17 protein-coding genes are annotated in these 18,167 nt (G+C 35.6%); 5 read left to right on the top strand and 12 right to left on the bottom strand.

From position 1 onward, the window contains the following. Nucleotides 1-86 precede the first annotated feature (86 nt). The 7 genes from Q4566_RS01970 to Q4566_RS02000 form a co-directional block, all read right to left on the bottom strand. Nucleotides 87-641, bottom strand: a complete 555-nt coding sequence (locus tag Q4566_RS01970) for a DUF2911 domain-containing protein (RefSeq protein ID WP_303417718.1) — start codon at nucleotides 639-641, stop codon at nucleotides 87-89. Between the two features lie 133 nt (nucleotides 642-774). After that, nucleotides 775-1,698: a tRNA (adenosine(37)-N6)-dimethylallyltransferase MiaA gene (gene miaA / locus Q4566_RS01975; RefSeq protein ID WP_303418121.1), complete on the bottom strand. Its 924-nt coding sequence runs from the start codon at nucleotides 1,696-1,698 to the stop codon at nucleotides 775-777. 255 nt (nucleotides 1,699-1,953) lie between these two features. Continuing rightward, the gene (locus tag Q4566_RS01980; RefSeq protein WP_303417719.1) at nucleotides 1,954-2,802 is read right to left on the bottom strand and encodes an ion transporter; all 849 of its coding nucleotides are present in this window, start codon (nucleotides 2,800-2,802) and stop codon (nucleotides 1,954-1,956) included. A 35-nt stretch (nucleotides 2,803-2,837) separates the two neighbouring features. Then, nucleotides 2,838-4,205, bottom strand: a complete 1,368-nt coding sequence (locus tag Q4566_RS01985; protein WP_303417720.1) for an exonuclease domain-containing protein — start codon at nucleotides 4,203-4,205, stop codon at nucleotides 2,838-2,840. Nucleotides 4,206-4,388: 183 nt separating this feature from the next. Next, the gene (locus Q4566_RS01990; RefSeq protein WP_303417721.1) at nucleotides 4,389-5,057 is read right to left on the bottom strand and encodes a YggS family pyridoxal phosphate-dependent enzyme; all 669 of its coding nucleotides are present in this window, start codon (nucleotides 5,055-5,057) and stop codon (nucleotides 4,389-4,391) included. A 72-nt stretch (nucleotides 5,058-5,129) separates the two neighbouring features. Beyond that, nucleotides 5,130-6,023 carry a 3-hydroxyacyl-CoA dehydrogenase family protein gene (locus Q4566_RS01995; protein WP_303417722.1) on the bottom strand — a complete coding sequence of 298 codons (894 nt, stop codon included), beginning with the start codon at nucleotides 6,021-6,023 and terminating at the stop codon, nucleotides 5,130-5,132. Continuing rightward, complete coding sequence (locus Q4566_RS02000) at nucleotides 6,024-6,983, bottom strand: Gfo/Idh/MocA family protein (protein WP_303417724.1); 960 nt, start codon at nucleotides 6,981-6,983, stop codon at nucleotides 6,024-6,026. Nucleotides 6,984-7,139: 156 nt separating this feature from the next. On the opposite strand from Q4566_RS02000, the gene Q4566_RS02005 reads away from it, so the two are divergent. Further along, complete coding sequence (locus Q4566_RS02005; protein ID WP_303417726.1) at nucleotides 7,140-7,781, top strand: protein-L-isoaspartate(D-aspartate) O-methyltransferase; 642 nt, start codon at nucleotides 7,140-7,142, stop codon at nucleotides 7,779-7,781. A gap of 142 nt (nucleotides 7,782-7,923) precedes the next feature. On the opposite strand, the gene Q4566_RS02010 is transcribed toward Q4566_RS02005, so the two are convergent. The 3 genes from Q4566_RS02010 to Q4566_RS02020 form a co-directional block, all read right to left on the bottom strand. Next, nucleotides 7,924-8,499 carry a hypothetical protein gene (locus Q4566_RS02010; protein WP_303417728.1) on the bottom strand — a complete coding sequence of 192 codons (576 nt, stop codon included), beginning with the start codon at nucleotides 8,497-8,499 and terminating at the stop codon, nucleotides 7,924-7,926. 51 nt (nucleotides 8,500-8,550) lie between these two features. Continuing rightward, entirely contained in the window at nucleotides 8,551-9,009 is a 459-nt protein-coding gene (gene smpB / locus Q4566_RS02015; RefSeq protein WP_303417731.1) for an SsrA-binding protein SmpB, read from the bottom strand. Nucleotides 9,010-9,093: 84 nt separating this feature from the next. Further along, a complete protein-coding gene (locus Q4566_RS02020) occupies nucleotides 9,094-9,303 on the bottom strand; it encodes a dodecin (protein ID WP_303417733.1) in 210 nt (69 codons plus the stop codon). A gap of 304 nt (nucleotides 9,304-9,607) precedes the next feature. Here Q4566_RS02020 and lpdA point away from each other — a divergent pair, with 304 nt between their 5' ends. Beyond that, complete coding sequence (lpdA, locus tag Q4566_RS02025; protein WP_303417735.1) at nucleotides 9,608-11,008, top strand: dihydrolipoyl dehydrogenase; 1,401 nt, start codon at nucleotides 9,608-9,610, stop codon at nucleotides 11,006-11,008. A gap of 68 nt (nucleotides 11,009-11,076) precedes the next feature. Here the strand turns inward: lpdA and Q4566_RS02030 are convergent, their stop codons facing one another. Together Q4566_RS02030 and Q4566_RS02035 are read right to left on the bottom strand one after the other, a co-directional pair. Then, complete coding sequence (locus Q4566_RS02030; protein ID WP_303417736.1) at nucleotides 11,077-12,432, bottom strand: DEAD/DEAH box helicase; 1,356 nt, start codon at nucleotides 12,430-12,432, stop codon at nucleotides 11,077-11,079. A 99-nt stretch (nucleotides 12,433-12,531) separates the two neighbouring features. After that, the gene (locus tag Q4566_RS02035; protein ID WP_303417738.1) at nucleotides 12,532-13,422 is read right to left on the bottom strand and encodes an aldose 1-epimerase family protein; all 891 of its coding nucleotides are present in this window, start codon (nucleotides 13,420-13,422) and stop codon (nucleotides 12,532-12,534) included. Nucleotides 13,423-13,501: 79 nt separating this feature from the next. On the opposite strand from Q4566_RS02035, the gene Q4566_RS02040 reads away from it, so the two are divergent. The 3 genes from Q4566_RS02040 to ade all read left to right on the top strand — a co-directional run bounded on the left by Q4566_RS02040 (nucleotide 13,502) and on the right by ade (nucleotide 18,075). Further along, nucleotides 13,502-14,800 carry an anthranilate synthase component I family protein gene (locus Q4566_RS02040; protein WP_303417740.1) on the top strand — a complete coding sequence of 433 codons (1,299 nt, stop codon included), beginning with the start codon at nucleotides 13,502-13,504 and terminating at the stop codon, nucleotides 14,798-14,800. Nucleotides 14,801-14,906: 106 nt separating this feature from the next. After that, nucleotides 14,907-16,226: a tRNA lysidine(34) synthetase TilS gene (gene tilS, locus Q4566_RS02045; RefSeq protein WP_303417742.1), complete on the top strand. Its 1,320-nt coding sequence runs from the start codon at nucleotides 14,907-14,909 to the stop codon at nucleotides 16,224-16,226. A gap of 217 nt (nucleotides 16,227-16,443) precedes the next feature. Next, nucleotides 16,444-18,075 carry an adenine deaminase gene (gene ade, locus Q4566_RS02050; protein ID WP_303417744.1) on the top strand — a complete coding sequence of 544 codons (1,632 nt, stop codon included), beginning with the start codon at nucleotides 16,444-16,446 and terminating at the stop codon, nucleotides 18,073-18,075. Nucleotides 18,076-18,167: the final 92 nt, after the last annotated feature.

Genomic DNA, 18,167 nt, shown 5'->3' on the forward strand with positions numbered 1-18,167 from the left:
TGAGTTTTACGCAGTTTTTTTGTTAATTATATTTATCCGTAAACTTTATTTAGTTCGTATTGTGTTTTAAGTAGCTGGTTATGAGGTTATTTTAAAGGAAGACTAATTTTAACATCATCCCAAGCCATCGTTAGGAAAAGGTTATCTGTTGAATTGTCGAATGCAATCGTGAATTGCTCCACATCATTATCCAATTTTTGAACAGGAACGTTGGTGGTAATCACATCGTAATTAGGGTCCCACATTGGTTGCATTTCTGCATTGACACCCCATTTGTATTGTTTTGAATTAAAAATGACCGTCCAAGTAGAATCCTTTGGAACGGTCCATAATGTATATTTACCAGGAGCTAATGGCATCCCATTAATTTCTAGATCTTGGTTGGTTTCAAAAGTAGTGGCTTCATTTGCACCAGTACGCCATACTTGATTATAAGGCACCAGGGCTCCAAAAATTTCACGTCCTTTTTTGTATGGTCTGTTGTAAAACACCTCAAGTTCTAAATCATTTAATTTAAATTCTACGGTGTCCTCTGGACTCAATCGAGGCGCGAAAATATTTTCAACAAAAACAGAATATAAAAATAATCCTAAGGCTACTATAGATAATAGAATTAAGACGCGCTTTAAAAAGGTGTTCATAGGGTATGAATAATTAAATAGGTGATAAAGATAAATTAAATGAGATAACTACTAAGGTGCAAATGTTATTTTATTTGATATTGTTATAATTTCCTTAAAGTTTAAAGTGATATTAATTGCTTTGCTAAATATCTTAATTATTTTTTGAGATACTTTCGTTTATAGCGTTTATAATATTTCCTAAATCTTCCAAATAATCAAACCACAAGGTGTGTTCATTTCGTTTAAACCAAGTGAGTTGACGTTTAGCAAAACGACGAGAGTTCTTTTTGATTTCGGAAATGGCAAAATCTAAAGTCCATTCGTCATTTAAATAGTTGAAAATTTCTTTGTATCCAACGGTATTTAAGGCATTCAAGCTCTGAAACTCTATTAAACCTTTTGCTTCTTCTAGTAGACCTTGTTCCATCATAATATCTACGCGCTGGTTGATGCGGTTGTATATGATTTCTCTATCGGCTTTTAACCCTACAGTTATCGTCTTAAAGTGCCGCTTTTCTTTGCCTTTATTTAAAAATGAGGAATATGGTTTATCTGAACCTATACAAATCTCTAAGGCTCTAATTACGCGATGCGGATTATCAATTGCAATGGTTTCGTAACTTTTGGGGTCTAATTCCTTAAGTTGGTTTTGTAAATACTCTAAACCTTTAGATTCTAAGTCATTATTTAACCCTTCACGTATTTTTGGGTCTACTTCTGGGAAGTAATCTAATCCTTTTACCGCAGCATCAACATATAGTCCTGATCCGCCAACCATAATCACAACATCATGTTTTTTGAATAAGTCCTCCAAGCAAGCAAGTGCGTCTTTTTCGAAAGCTCCCACATTATAATTTTCTTGAATGGATTTATGTTGAATAAAATGGTGTGGGGCAGCAGCGCGTTCTTCTAGAGTTGGCGCTGCGGTACCAATGCTCATTTCTTTGAAAAACTGCCTTGAATCGGCTGAAATAATTTCGGTATTAAAATGTTGCGCCAGTTTAATACTGAGTGCTGTTTTTCCAATGGCGGTAGGCCCAACAATGCTAATGAGGTATTTGGATTCTGAATTTATGATGGTCGTTTTTAGATATTTTGTAAAGTTATATTGAAAAACGGATTAGCCAAATGTTTGGAGTTAAAAATATCTTTTGAAAGTTGGCCTGCGTTAAGGATTGTAGTGGAAATCCTTTTTAAAACATGAGCTTAAAAATACACATTCAAAAAACGCGATAAGTTCACCAATTAACACAAACATCAAACAAAGAATTTTAAAAAGATTGCAACGGAAAGCCTGACCGCGCCAGAGCGTGGTAACGCCCAAATACTTTTACAGTTTTTCACCACAACGGTAGCAAAATTTTGCTCCGTCTTTATGTTTCTCGGCAGTACAATTAGAGCAGGACTGAGAATTCAAATGAATGAGTGGCTCTGGTGGGCCTGTAGTTTCGGGTTTTTTATTGGTTTGGCTCGTGTATTCTGCGGATACAATTCCTGTAGGTACGGCGATAATTCCATAACCTAAAACCATTACTATAGCGGCGATAAATTGACCTAGAGGGGTTTGGGGTGCAATATCTCCAAATCCAACGGTGGTGAGGGTTACGATACACCAATACACACTTCTTGGGATGTTTGTAAAGCCGTTTTCTTCGCCTTCAATTAAATACATGATAGTGCCTAAAATGATAGCAATAATAATTACCGCAAATAGGAATACCGCTATTTTGGCACGGCTAGCCTTTAATGCGTTCACAAGGTTTTTAGATGCGCCTAAATAACGGGCGAGTTTTAATATTCTAAACACGCGCAGTAAGCGAAGGGCTCTTAAAGCCGCCAAAGCATGGATGCCTCCGAAAAAAAGTGAAATGTATTTTGGTATGGTTGACAGTAAATCAATGATGCCATAAAAACTAAAAATATAGCGGATGGGCTTTTTTACAGTAACTACACGAATGACGTATTCTATGGTAAAAAGAATGGTAATGATCCATTCTGAAATGTTTAGAAAGGCATGGTACTCTTCATCGATACTTTTAACGCTTTCCAGCATAACCAATAAGATACTGGCAATGATGGTGATGAGTAAAATAACATCAAAAAGCTTTCCAGCAGGAGTGTCGGCTTCATAAATAATTTCATGAAGTTTTTGTTTCCAGGATGTTTTTTGACTGCTCATAAATTCAAAAGTAAGAAAAGAATTATTGGTACTTATTAATTGCCTAATTCAACTATTTTTAAACGTTTATTTTTACGCAAATAGCTTTGAATAATATGTTGTGAATCGCGATTGTTTTCCATGGGAGTTATTATGGATTCCAGAACTTCTATGTTATTGATTTGGTAGTTAAGATTATAGAAACCGATACCTTTAAAAACCCCGTTTTCTATGAGTATGGCACTACGTTCGTCAATGTCTCGACCGCGATCGATAACAACCATGTTTTTGTTGGCGTAGCTGTATTTCGAGATAAGCGATTGAACACGCGTGTTATAGTCTTCAGGAGATTCCTTTTGAATACAAGCACCATTACAGGTTTTAATATCATAATGAAAACAACTGGATTTCGTTTTGTAAAGGCCAGCAAGTTTTTGACACAATTGAAATTCTTCAACTGCTCGTGTTATAAAACTTTTACCACTTTGTAAATTACTAAAAGTCGTGATGGCTTTTTTTCGTCCGTCTGCCTTATCTACTTTTAAATTTACATAGCCCTTTTCATCAACAAAGCTATATAAGGCATAAGTGAAGACAGAGCGTCGCAACGCACGATTAAACTTTGGTTTTAATCGTTTTATAGCTTCGCTTTCTTTTAAAAGTGCTACCAATTCACTTCCTGTAGCTTCGTAGGTGACTGCAGAAACTTTTGATTGAAGTTTTTTGCCTTTCGAACTATTGTTCGTAAAATGCTGATTAACACGTTTTTTTATATTGTTACTTTTCCCAATATATATAATATCACCATCTTCCTGATGCATATAATATACGCCTGTGATAGAAGGCATTTCGGCAATAATATCAAGGTGTTTTGGGGTTAGTTTTTGTTTCGGACTTAAACGAATGGCGTTTTTGATGATTGTTTTAGTCGTGTCTTTATCTAGCAGTAATTTGAATAGTTTTACGGTTGCTAAGGCATCACCAGAAGCACGGTGCCTGTCGGTAACAGGAATGCCTAGTGAACGCACTAGTTTTCCTAAGCTGTAAGAAGCCTGACCGGGAATTAAATCTTTAGAAAGTTCAACTGTACATAAGGATTTACGTTCATAATCAAATCCTAAACGACGGAACTCTGTAGATAAAATTCTATAATCAAATTGTGCGTTGTGGGCGACTAAAATACAGCCTTCGGTAATTTCAACGATACGCTTCGCAACCTCATAAAACTTAGGGGCATTCTTAAGCATATTGCTGTTAATACCTGTAAGATTTACTACAAAAGGCTGAATTTCACGCTCAGGATTGATTAAGCTTATAAACTGATCAACCACCTCGTGACCGTCAAATTTATAGATAGCTATTTCGGTAATGCCTTCTTCGTTAAATTTTCCTCCGGTGGTTTCTATGTCTAGTATGGCGTACAATATATGAGTTTGTGGTTTTGGAGTTAAGTAGTTAAAGTAGTTAGGGAGTTAAGTAGTTATGTCGTTAAAAGTTAACTTATCAATATTAATAATCATTTTTCAATAGTCAATAGTCAATAGTCAATAGTCAAAGGTCAACAGTCAAAGGTCAACAGTCAAAGGTCAACAGTCAAAGGTCACCCGTCAATGATACTCCCTATGCCCAAATATACTACTTCCCACACGAACCATGGTGCTGCCACAATCTATAGCTAATTTATAATCGCCACTCATGCCCATGCTTATAGTTTCAGGTTTAAAGTTAAGGTGTTCTATGTTTTTTAAGCTATCAAAAGCAGATTTTAATTTATTAAATTCTGATTTAATTTGAGCTTCATCTTCCGTAAAAGTTGCCATGCCCATGACACCGGTTACTTTAATGTTTTTTAATGCTGAAAAGTCTTCCGATTGCATGATAGCTTCAGCTTCTGATAATGTCATTCCGAATTTAGAATCTTCTGAAGCGATTTTAATCTGAAGCAAACAGTTTATGGTTCTTTCGTGTTTTTCAGCTTGCTTATTAATTTCTTTTAACAGTTTGAAATTATCAACGCCATGAATTAACGACACAAATTCTGCCATGTATTTCACTTTATTTCGCTGAACATGACCAATCATATGCCACTGAATGTCCTTTGGCATGATTTCATGTTTTTCGGCCATTTCTTGGATTTTATTCTCTCCAAAAATACGCTGACCAGCGTTGTAAGCTTCCATTAAATCGCTTACGGGTTTGGTTTTAGAAACCGCGACCAAAGTAACATGATCTGGAAGCGTAGATTTTATGTTTTTCAGGTTTTCTGAAATGCTCATTATATATTTTGTTTTTCTTGTTAATTTATAAAACTCACAAGAAGCTTCATTTTTGATTAGAGGGAATGAAAATTAAGATTTTAGAAATTGTGCCGCAATTTTTTCGGCCTTTCTGTGTTCAGAATAGTCATAAAAACCTTCACCAGATTTTACACCTAATTTTCCTGCGCGAACCATGTTTACCAATAGGGGGCAGGGTGCGTATTTCGGGTTTTTAAAACCGTCATACATCACATTCAGAATCGATAAACACACGTCTAAACCAATAAAATCTGCTAATTGTAAAGGTCCCATGGGGTGTGCCATACCTAGTTTCATAACGGTGTCGATTTCATAAACACCAGCCACGCCATTGTATAAGGTTTCAATCGATTCGTTTAGCATAGGCATTAAAATGCGATTCGCAACAAAGCCTGGATAGTCGTTTACTTCAACTGGTTCTTTTCCTAAGGTTTTAGAAAGTGCCATGATACTATTTGTAACTGCATCACTGGTGTTGTAGCCTCGAATGATTTCCACCAATGTCATGATGGGCACCGGATTCATAAAATGCATGCCTATCACACGTTCTGGTTTTGATGTGGCTGCTGCAATTTGAGTGATAGAGATAGAGGAGGTGTTTGTCGCTAAAATGGTGCTATCTGAACAAGCTTCATCTATGTCTTTAAATATCTTAAGTTTTAATTCTAAATTTTCTGTGGCTGCTTCAACAATTAAATCAGCGTTAGAAACCCCTTCATTTAAATTGGTAAATGTTTTTATGTGGCTTAAAGTGGTTGTTTTATCCGTTTCCGTGATCTTTTCTTTGTTCACCATACGATCCAGGTTGGTCGTAATTGTTTGAATGCCTTTTTTTAAAGCATCGTTATTGACATCAATCAGGTTCACCTTAAATCCGCTTTGCGCAAACGTATGCGCAATACCGTTGCCCATAGTTCCTGCGCCTATAACTGCAACATTTTTCATTTAGAAACAGTTTATAATTTGAGTGGCTACGCGAAGTGCCTCGGTACCGTCATGTAAAGACACAATTGGCGTTTCGTTGTTATTCACCGCGTCAGCAAAAGTTTCTAATTCATCTAAAATAGAGTTGCTGTCTGGCACTTCAGGGTTGTCAAAATAGATTTGTTTTTTTACGCCTTCAGCATTTTGAAGAATCATATCGAAATCTCCAGGGTTTTCAGGAGCGTCTTTCATTTTTACAACCTCACATTTCTTAGTTAAGAAATCAACTGAAATATAAGCGTCCTTTTGGAAAAAACGTGCTTTACGCATTTTTTTAAGTGAAATACGACTGGCAGTTAAGTTCGCCACACAGCCATTTTCAAATTCTAATCTTGCATTGGCAATATCTGGTGTTTCACTTATTACTGAAACGCCACTTGCCGAAACGTGTTTTACTTTAGATTTTACAATACTTAATATAATGTCGATATCGTGAATCATTAAATCTAAAACCACGGGTACATCGGTTCCTCTAGGATTAAATTCAGCCAAACGATGCGTTTCGATAAACATAGGAGACTTAATATCGTCTTTTATCGCGATAAACGCCGGGTTAAAACGCTCTACGTGTCCTACTTGTCCGCGTAAATTATGTTCGGCTAGAAGTTCACGAATGTGTTCGGCTTCTTCAACGGTATTCGTAATAGGTTTCTCTATAAATATATGTTTGCCTTTGGAAATGGCTTGTTTTGCACAATCGTAATGCGAAAGTGTAGGGGTAACAATATCTACGATATCAACCGCATCGATTAGGGCGTCAATCGAGTTGAAAAATTTATAACCAAATTCGGCTTCAACCTTTTTACCGTTTTCTTCATCGGCATCATAAAAACCAATAAGATTGTATTTTTCAGATTGATTAAGCAGTCTTAAATGAATTTTACCTAAGTGTCCCGCACCTAGTACTCCAGCTTTTAGCATAATTATTTAGGTTTTCAACAAAAATAAGATAATTAAAACATGATATTGTGTATTTGAAGCTTATTTTTTCCTTTAATAAAATGAAAAATAAATTTTAAAAAAAGGGGTGCTCTTAAAAAGGTTGCCTTATTTTTGTATGCCAAACCTCCAGCCAAATTGAAAGATACATTTAGACATCAGGGATTACGACAGCAACTTGTTAACGTGTTAATTAACAAAGGGATAAAAGATCAAAACGTTTTAAAAGCGATTGGAAATATTCCACGTCATTTATTCATGGATTCCAGTTTTTTAGACCATGCATATCAAGATAAGGCTTTTCCTATTGCAGCCGATCAAACCATTTCTCAGCCCTATACGGTGGCTTTTCAATCGGAATTACTTCAAATAAAAAGAGGTGACAAAATTCTAGAAATAGGAACAGGAAGCGGGTACCAAACCGCTGTACTTTGTGAATTAGGAGCAAGAGTTTACAGTATTGAGCGTCAAAATGAATTGTTTAAAATAACAAGTCGGTTTTTACCAAAATTAGGTTACCGTGCTAAAAAATTAATTTTTGGAGATGGTTATATAGGTTTAGCTGAAGAAGCGCCTTTTGATGGTATTATTGTAACGGCCGGTGCACCTTTTGTGCCAAAAGCTTTATTGAAGCAACTTAAAGTAGGCGCGCGATTGGTTATTCCAGTTGGAGATGATGTACAGGTTATGACGATGTTTACCAGAAAGGGACCTAAAGAATTTGAGCAGGAGGAATTTGGCGAATTTAGGTTTGTACCTTTATTAGAGGATAAAAATTAATAAATTGCGAAGCGAAAAATAATCTGTGAAAATCTTTGTCTAGAAAACTCGCTGTCAGTTTCTCTGAAATAACCACTTATGAGTAAGCTCAAGTAACTAATAACTAACAACCAATAACTAGATAATAATATTCAATTAAAAACTAGCTTCTCCCTTTTCTAGGTAAGTAGTCTTTTGGGATGAGGTGACGATACGTTTCGTGGGTCCAAAAGATATTAATAATCCACCAGCGTTCTTCATCGTATAAAAGCTGAAAACTATTGATACCACGTAAAAAAGGTTCTTCATCAGACAAATCGTGATAGGCTTCAAAGGTGCTAAACACCTGCGCCATGTTTCCGAAAATTTCTGTTTTACGATGGACTTCTTTTTGAATAAAGCCATTGGCTTTAAACCAATCACCAGATTTTTTCTTGTAGTCGTCTGGCGATAAATAACTTACGTGGTAAACGCCCATTTTATCTTTTCCGCTAGGGATAAGTTTCGCGTCTTTTTTAAATAAATGTTTAAACTGTTTCCAGTTTCTTACGGTATCTTTTTTTGCAGAAACAACCTTGTAATATGTCTTTATAGTACTGTCTAATGTTAAAGTCGATTCCTTATCTACAGTAAAAACTGCTTTTTTAACAGTACTGGTGTCTATTTGCTTTTGGTCTTGAGCGTTTAAATTAAGGACAGTTATAAAAATTAAAAAAAAGGTAAGGCTTTTTAACATCATGGTATGAATTGATTTTTCAATAAGTATCAACTTTAACGCCAAAATTATAAATTACTTATATATTTTTTTAACCCGATCTAAGTTTCTTTTGTTATCACGATCTTTAATAGATTCACGTTTATCATAGAGTTTTTTACCTTTAGCTAAGGCGATGTCTAGTTTGGCAAAACCGCGATCTGTAATAAACATGCGTAACGGAATAATGGTGAGTCCCGTATTTTGAACTTCCTTATTTAACTTTTTAAGCTCTTTTTTGTTTAGTAAAAGTTTGCGCTCTGCTTTTGGTTTATGGTTGTAGTAGGTGCCATAAATGTATTCCTCAATGGTCATATTAATCACAAAAAGTTCGCCCTTCTCATTAAATTCACAAAAGCTTTCGGCAATAGAAGCCCGACTGTTTCTAATGGATTTTATTTCGGTACCTGTGAGCACAATGCCCGCCGTGTACTTATCTAAAATTTCATATTGAAACCGTGCTTTTTTATTCTGTATGTTTATTTTCTTTTGCATGAAGCACAAAACTAAACAATTTTTAATTTGTGACTTCTATAAACTGCGTTTTCGTTGATAATTTTGTTGTGCTTTATTTAGAATTTAGCCATTCATGGTAAATCCTAGCCTGATAGTCACTTGCCATCGGTCCACTTTTCCGTCTTCAATGCTGCCTCGGGTATTGGTAACTTCAAACCATCTTAAGTTTTGAATTGATTTTGATGCTTTATTTAAGGCATTCGTCACGGCATCGTCACTGGATTTATTAGAGGTGCCAACAATTTCAATAATTTTATAAATATGATCTTCCATAATAAAAAAGGTGTTAAAAGTTAATTGATATAAAATACAAAATTGTTAACGATAATATAAGTTTTATAGTGATTACTTGCTGATAGTTTAAACTTTATAAAGAATAATGGTGCTATATGTAATGTGGATTTTGATAGAAGAAAACTTGTATTTAGAATGATTTTTAGGATATTTAGGAATATACCATACTTTAAATTTAGAAATTATAAATTCAAGTTATAAAGCCCTAATTTTTATTGTTGAAGCGTAAAACATTCGTATTTTTGATTCTGACATTAATTTAAGATAATTTCAAAAATATATTATGAATTCATACGATGTAGCCGTTATTGGCTCGGGTCCTGGAGGATATGTAGCAGCGATTCGTTGCGCGCAATTAGGCATGAAAACGGCCATTATAGAGAAATATGCAACGCTGGGTGGAACCTGTTTAAACGTGGGATGTATCCCAAGTAAAGCACTTTTAGATTCTTCTCACCACTACGAAGATGCGGTTAAGCATTTTGAAGAGCATGGTATTGAAATTCCAGGTGACATTAAAGTGAATTTGGAAAAAATGATTGCACGTAAGCAATCTGTTGTAGACCAAACTACTGGAGGTATCGACTTCCTTATGAAGAAAAATAACATTGATGTATATCAAGGTTTAGGAAGTTTTAAAGATGCGACTCACATTACCATTGAAGGCGAAGAGTCGACTGAAATTGAAGCAAAAAATACCATTATCGCAACAGGAAGTAAGCCATCTAGCTTACCGTTTATCAAATTAGATAAAGAGCGTGTGATTACCTCTACCGAAGCTTTAAAATTAAAAGAAATCCCTAAACATTTAGTGGTTATTGGTGGTGGCGTTATTGGTTTAGAGTTAGGTCAAGTGTACAAACGTTTAGGTGCTGAGGTTACTGTTGTTGAATATATGGATAGAATCATCCCTACTATGGATGCTGGTTTATCTAAAGAATTAAATAAAGTACTTAAAAAGGCGAAGTTTAAAATGAACTTGTCTCATAAAGTAAAGTCTGTTGAAACTGTTGGAGACGAGGTTGTAATTAAAGCAGATAATAAAAAAGGCGAAGAAGTAGAAATCAAAGGTGATTACTGTTTAGTTTCTGTGGGTCGTCGCCCTTATACTGACGGTTTAAATGCTGAAGCAGCTGGTGTGAAGCTAGACGAAGGAGGTCGTGTAGAAGTTAACGATCACTTACAAACTAGCGCATCAAACATTTATGCGATTGGTGATGTTGTTAAAGGCGCGATGTTAGCTCATAAAGCTGAAGAAGAAGGCGTTTTTGTTGCTGAAACTTTAGCAGGTCAAAAACCACATATTGATTATAACTTAATTCCAGGTGTCGTTTACACATGGCCAGAAGTTGCTACAGTTGGTAAAACTGAAGAGCAGTTAAAAGAAGCTGGTGTAGCTTACAAAACGGGGTCTTTCCCAATGCGTGCTTTAGGTAGAAGTAGAGCGAGTATGGATTTAGACGGGTTTGTAAAAATCTTAGCGGATAAAACGACCGATGAAATTTTAGGAGTACATATGGTTGGTGCACGTGCTGCCGATATGATTGCTGAAGCTGTAGTAGCGATGGAATATCGCGCTTCCGCGGAAGACGTATCGCGTATGTCTCACGCTCACCCAACATTTACTGAAGCGATTAAAGAAGCGGCGCTTGCTGCTACCGAAGATCGTGCTTTGCATATCTAAGAATAACATTTTATTGAGTATAAAAAAAAGAGGCTGTTTGGGCCTCTTTTTTTATTTTCTGCAAATAATTACTTCTTTTTATTACGCTTATTATAATTCTTGTCCCCTCTAGTTTTAGGCTTTTTGTATTTAGCAGCGATTTTGAATTTGTAAGAACCTCCTAAATTTTCCTTAGAATTCTTTTCTGACTTGTCATGAAAAGCCGGGCCAGGAGCATCTTCATCTTTGCGTTTAGTAGGGTTGTTTCGCTCTTTTATTTGCGGACGCTCTTCTTCGATAAGTTCTGTTGAAATTTGAACGTCTTCAGGAATTTCCAACAACGGAATTTCCATTTTCATTAAAGCTTCAATATTTTCAATAGACTCTTGTTCGTTTTTTGTAGAAAAAACTAAGGCTTCTCCCAAACGTTCGGCACGACCAGTTCTACCAATACGGTGCATATAATTTTCAGGATATTCTGGCGTGTCAAAATTAATAACGTGTGAAACATTATCAATATCCAAACCACGAGCCATCACATCGGTAGCGATTAGTATACGATTTTGACCTTCTCGAAATTGTTCAATACTACGTAAACGGTAATTCTGTGTTTTGTTAGAGTGAATCACGCATAATTCTTCTTTGAAAAATTCATCTAATTGTTCAAATAAGCGATCGGCCATGCGTTTAAACGCCACGAAAATAAGCACCTTGTTGTAGGTATCTTCATCTCTCAATAAATGCGTTAATAAATTAACTTTCGTGTAAAAGTTCGGTACATCGTAACGCGTCTGATTGATGTTTTCTAAAGGCGTTCCCGAAATGGCAATAGAAACGCGCTCTGGAGTTTTAAAGAAATCGTTTATTAATAAATCAACATCTTGAGTCATTGTAGCCGAAAACATGATGTTTTGACGGCGTTCCGGTAGGATATCAAAAATATTGATTAATTGGTGTCTAAATCCTAAATCTAGCATCACATCAACTTCATCAATCACTAATTTCTGAATGGATTTCAGCTGTAAAACACGGCTTAAAGCTAAATCGTATAAGCGTCCTGGTGTGGCTACTAAAATGTCAATGCCTTGAGCGATAGCTTGTTTTTGGGTATTAATGTTGGTGCCACCGTAAACCCCTAAAACGCGATTATTAATGTATTTTGAAAGTTTTTCAATTTCATCAACCACTTGAACCACCAATTCACGAGTAGGTACTAAAACTAAAACTCTTGGATTTTCTTGCATCGAAAACTTCAAGTTTCTAAGAATTGGCAACATGTAAGCAAATGTTTTACCTGTTCCCGTTTGCGCAATTCCTACCACATCTTTACCAGAACTCACCACATTAAAAGCTTGTTCTTGAATAGGTGTTGGCGTTGTAAAACCTAAATCGTCTAAGGCGTTATATAAAGGCGTGTTTAAATTTAAATCTTGAAATTGAGCCATAAAAAAGGAGGTTTCCGTGAATAATTTTCGACCTACTTTTTTAGTAGAAGTAAGTCTTGGTATGCTATTTTGCAGGCAAAGTTACGTTTATTATTCTATTTAAGTTAAATGCTTTGGGTCTATTTCAATAGTATAACTTGCTGCAAACGTTTTGTTAAGTTCTAATTGCAAGATCCCTTCTTTTGTTTTGAAATCCTGATTGGTGTTTTCATGATCTGCAATACCCAACCACGGTTCAATACAAACGTAGTCGCCCGTTGGTTTTGCCCAAATACCTAAGTAGGGGAAATCTTTATAAGAAACCGATAAAATGGCGCCATGATTTTTACTTTTAAGCGTCACTTTTTTAGATTTCAAATCTTTAAAAATAAGGGCATCGGCATTAAATAAATCATGGGTTAATGCTAAGGTTTTACTAGCATTGAAAATAGGCTTGGTTTCAGAAGAAATCAAACCGTTTTCCATGTTTATAAGATGGGTGCTAGAGTTTTCTTCGTGTTCAAATTCAAGTTGGTAGTCCTCGTAAATTTCATCAGCATTAAGCGGACATTTAAAAGCGGGGTGACCGCCTAGAGAAAAATACATGGTTTTTGAGTCTACATTTTTAATGCTATGTGTTAATGTTATGGTAGAATTTTTAAGCGTGTAAGTTAAATAGAATTCAAATTTAAAAGGATAAACTTTTAAAGTGTCATTGTTGTAAATCAGCTTAAAAGTTAAACTGTTTTTGCTTTGCTCATGTAGCTCAATATCAGTGTTGTTTCTTATGATGCCATGCTTCGGAAGGCTGTACGATTCACCTGAAAAATGATATGAACCATTTTTTAAAGCACCGATAATTGGAAATAAATTCGGAGCAAAACTGCCCCAAACATCAGGATTCGCGTCCCACATAAATTGGGTGTCATGTTTTGTAGACTGTATTTGGCATAATTCGGCACCGTTTTTTTTAACGGCTATTTTAAGTAAATCGTTTTCTAATGTAAACATGAAAGGAAATTTTAAACTAAGATACAAAACTTGTCTTTTTTTAAGTATTCTAACTAACTTTACGGCATAAATTGTACGCTTGAGAACAAAAGAAATTCATAATCTAGAAGATATTCAGCAGTTTAAGGAAAAAGCGCTGCTTTGGAGTCAGCAATTTGACGATGTCGTATGGTTAGATTCTAACAATTATGCTCAGAATTATTCTAGTTACGATGCCGTTTTGGCTGTAGATGCTTTCACCAGTATTCAAACAGATTATTTTGATGGTTTTGAAAAGCTGAAAGAATATCAATCTCAAGTTAACGACTGGATTTTCGGATATTTAACGTACGATTTAAAAAATGATGTTGAAGTTTTAAAATCTGAAAACTATGATGGTTTAGGGTTTCCGGATTTGTTCTTTTTTCAGCCGAAAAAACTGTTTCTTTTTATAGGAAATAGTGTTGAAATTCAGTATTTAAATGCGGTTGATGATGAACTGGAAGCTGATATTGAAATGATAAATACTTCCGAAGAAAATATTGAAGAAACACCTTTTGAAGACCTGAAAATTAAACTTCGCATTCATAAAGATGCCTATTGCGAAAAGGTGAATACCATGCTTAAACACATTCAGCATGGTGCGATTTACGAAGCCAATTTTTGTCAGGAATTTTATGCTGAAAACACCCAGATAAACCCTTTAGAAACATATAAAAGGTTAAATGCTATTTCCAAACCGCCATTTGCTGCTTTTATAAAAATGAGCGATAAGTTTGTGTTGAGTGCTTCGCCAGAACGCTATTTGAAAAAGGAAGGTGAGTTAATGATTTCCGAACCTATAAAGGGTACTTCAAAACGCTCTAAAAACCCTAAAAAAGACGAACAACTTAAAATTGATTTGGCTAAAGATGAAAAGGAGCGTAGCGAAAATATCATGATTGTTGATTTGGTGCGTAACGATTTATCAAAAACGGCCATAAAAGGAAGTGTAAAAGTGACTGAATTATGCAAAATATATACCTTCGATCAAGTCCACCAAATGATTTCGACAGTCACATCAAAGGTTGAGAAAAACACACATCCTGTAGATATTATCAAGAGTACATTCCCAATGGGAAGTATGACTGGCGCGCCTAAAATTTCCGCCATGAAAATTATTGAAAACTTAGAAGAAACCAAGCGTGGTGTGTATTCAGGGGCGATTGGTTATTTTAACCCGAGTAACGATTTCGATTTTAATGTGGTGATTAGAAGTATTTTGTATAATGCTAGTAAAAAATACGTGTCGTATTCTGTGGGAAGTGCCATTACAGCCAAAAGTGATGCCCTTAAAGAGTATGAAGAGTGTCTCATTAAAGCCAAAGCCATGCGCGAGGTTTTGGAGCAAAAAGACTAACGGGTTAGTTGTGTTAATGGTTTTTTAATCCTCATTTCAGGAATTTAGTCATAAAAGCGATACGCTAAAAAACACTCATTTTCACTAAAGTTGTATATTTGATACTATGCTAGCAATTTTAAAAAATCATATCGAAAATAGACTTAAATTCTTAAATGAAAGTAAACTTTTAATTGCTATTTCTGGCGGAATTGATAGCGTTGTTTTAACACATTTATGCCGTCAATTAAATCTGAATATCGCCTTAGCACATTGTAATTTTAATTTACGAGGAGATGAAAGTGATGCCGATGAAAGTTTTGTGCAAAAATTAGCAGAAAACTTAGGCTTAGAAGTGTTTGTTCAAAATTTTGACACCGAAAAATACAGTCAAGACCATAAACGTTCCATTCAAATGGCAGCCCGCGAACTGCGGTATAATTGGTTCGAAGAATTGTCGCAACAATTGGGTTACGATTATATTTTAACTGCTCATCATGCTGATGATAATTTAGAAACGTTTTTAATCAATTTCACAAGAGGTACAGGTTTAGAAGGTTTAACGGGAATTCCCGAAGTAAACGGTAAGTTTGTGCGTCCGTTGTTGCCGTTTTCAAGTGAAAATATAGAAGCTTTTGCCAAAGAACATAGCATCCAATGGCGAGATGATAGCAGTAATAAATCGGTGAAATATTTACGTAACAAGTTGCGTCATGAGGTGATTCCGATTTTAAAAGAAATCAACCCCAGTTTACTAAAGAGTTTTGACAATACTTTGCACAACTTACAAGATACAGCGGTGATTGTGGAGGACGCCGTCGATGGTTTTTTAAATAAAAGTATAGAAAGCATTGACAACGGAATTGTGAAGTTTAAAATTTCAGAATTCAAACAAAAAGAAAATCCGAAACCGTATTTGTATGAAGCTTTTAAGGAATTCGGATTTACAGAATGGGATGATGTGCTACACCTTTTGGATGCTGAAACAGGCAAACAAATTTATTCAAATACATACCGTTTATTGAAAAATCGCGAGCATTTACTGTTGAGTGAAATGCAATCTGAAACTGAAGTAGAAATTCAAATTTCAGAAGCAGAGAAAAAGGTAGAAACCGCATTAGGAACCCTGATTTTTTCTGAAGTAGAAGAGATTTCAGAAACACATACTAATTGTATTTATGTAGATAAAGCACTTTTGAAGTTTCCTTTAACATTACGTAAAAAACAAGAAGGCGATGTGTTTTATCCGTTAGGGATGACTGGAAAAAAGAAGTTGAGTAAGTATTTTAAAGATGAAAAATTATCGCTTTTAGATAAAGAAAATACTTGGTTATTATGTTCTGGAGAAGACATTGTATGGGTGGTGAATAGGCGTGCAGATAATCGTTTTAAAGTGACGCCAGACACTGAAGGTATATTGAAAATAGAGGTTTTGGAAAAGTTGTAATGACAAGAAAGAAGTCCTGCGTCACCCTGAACTTGATTCAGGGTCTCATAACAAATTGATGGTTTGTCATTCAGAAGGAGGTACGACTGAAGAATCTCTTAATGATTCATGAGATTCCTCGATTCCTCGGAATGACAACAAAGAAATGATGTGTCACCAAACCGAGTTCTGTTTGACGAAAAGTAAATACAATTATATAAAATTAAAACGAAGCATTTTGAAACTACAAGGACAGATTGTTGGCATAGAAAACAAACGAATTTACAAAGGAGAAATTCAGGTAGAAAACGGAAAAATAGTTTCTATCACAGAAAAAGACCATGATGTAGAACATTATATTTTGCCTGGCTTTGTAGATGCACACATTCACATAGAAAGTTCGATGCTAGTGCCTAGCGAGTTCGCTAAAATGGCGGTGGTTCATGGTACGGTTTCTACGGTTTCCGATCCGCATGAAATTGCTAATGTTTTAGGGGTTGAAGGTGTGAAATTTATGATTGAAAACGGTAAAAAGGTACCTTTTAAATTCAATTTCGGAGCACCATCCTGCGTACCCGCAACCACTTTTGAATCCGCCGGAGCAACTATTAATTCCGATGACATTAAAACCCTTTTAGAGTCAGACGACATCAAATACCTCGCGGAAATGATGAATTACCCAGGCGTTATTTTTGACGATGACGAAGTGCTGAAAAAAATAGCTTGGGCCAAACACTTCAATAAACCTGTGGATGGTCACGCCCCAGGTGTTGTTGGCGAAAAACTCGATAAATACATTAGCGCAGGGATTTATACCGATCATGAAAGTTTTACTTTCGAGGAAGGCCAAGAGAAGCTCCAAAAGGGCATGAAAATCTTGATTAGAGAGGGGAGTGCCGCCAAAAATTTTGAAGCTTTAATCGATTTAGCGCCAAAGCATTTTGAAAATATGATGTTTTGTAGTGATGATAAGCATCCAGACGATTTGCTTATCGGACATATCAACCAATTATGTGCGAGAGCCGTTAAAAAGGGTGTGGACTTGTTTAAAGTCTTAAAAATGGCTTGTGTAAATCCTGTAAAACACTATAATTTGGATGTGGGACAACTAAAAGTTGGTGATGCCGCCGATTTGATAGTTCTTGAAGATCTTGTGAATTTTAAAACACTTCAAACCTATGTGAATGGCGATTTGGTTTTTAGCCAAGGAAAATCTTTAATTGAAACCGTTGCTTTTGAAAACTTGAATAATTTCCATTGTGATGCTAAAACAGTTTCTGAATTTGAAATACCTTCTTCGGCTAAAGAAATACGTGTTATTGAAGCCTTAGAAGACCAGTTAATCACAAACGCAATAATTGAAAAAGCAACCATTGAAAACGGAAATTTAGTTTCTAACACCGAAACGGATGTTCTTAAAATGGCTGTGGTAAACCGTTATCAAAACCAGCCACCAGCCTTAGCTTTTATCAAGAATTTTGGTTTGAAGGAAGGGGCTATTGCGGCTTCCGTAGGGCACGATTCGCATAATATTGTGGTGGTTGGAGTGAGTGATGAAGCGATTTGTAAAGCGGTGAATTTAATCATTAAACACAAAGGTGGTGTTTGTGCGGCGTCTTCTTCCGAAGAAAAAATAGTCCCGCTTCCCGTAGCAGGAATTATGAGTGACCAAGACGGTGAAACCATCGGGAACGCTTACGCCGAACTCGATGAAATGGCAAAAACATTAGGAAGTACTTTAAAAGCACCGTATATGACGCTGTCGTTTATGGCTTTGCTCGTTATTCCATCGTTAAAACTTAGTGATAAAGGCCTGTTTGATGGAACAGGTTTTAAGTTTACAGATTTGGAAGTGGGTTTTAATGAATAGTTAAAAGGTTATAATTAAAAATTTTATTAACCAGCTGAGGAGTTCGGTTGATAATTAGTGATTAAAAGCTGATAATTAATAAATTTAAAACG

Source organism: Tamlana sp. 2_MG-2023 (assembly GCF_030548465.1).
GTDB lineage: Bacteria > Bacteroidota > Bacteroidia > Flavobacteriales > Flavobacteriaceae > Pseudotamlana.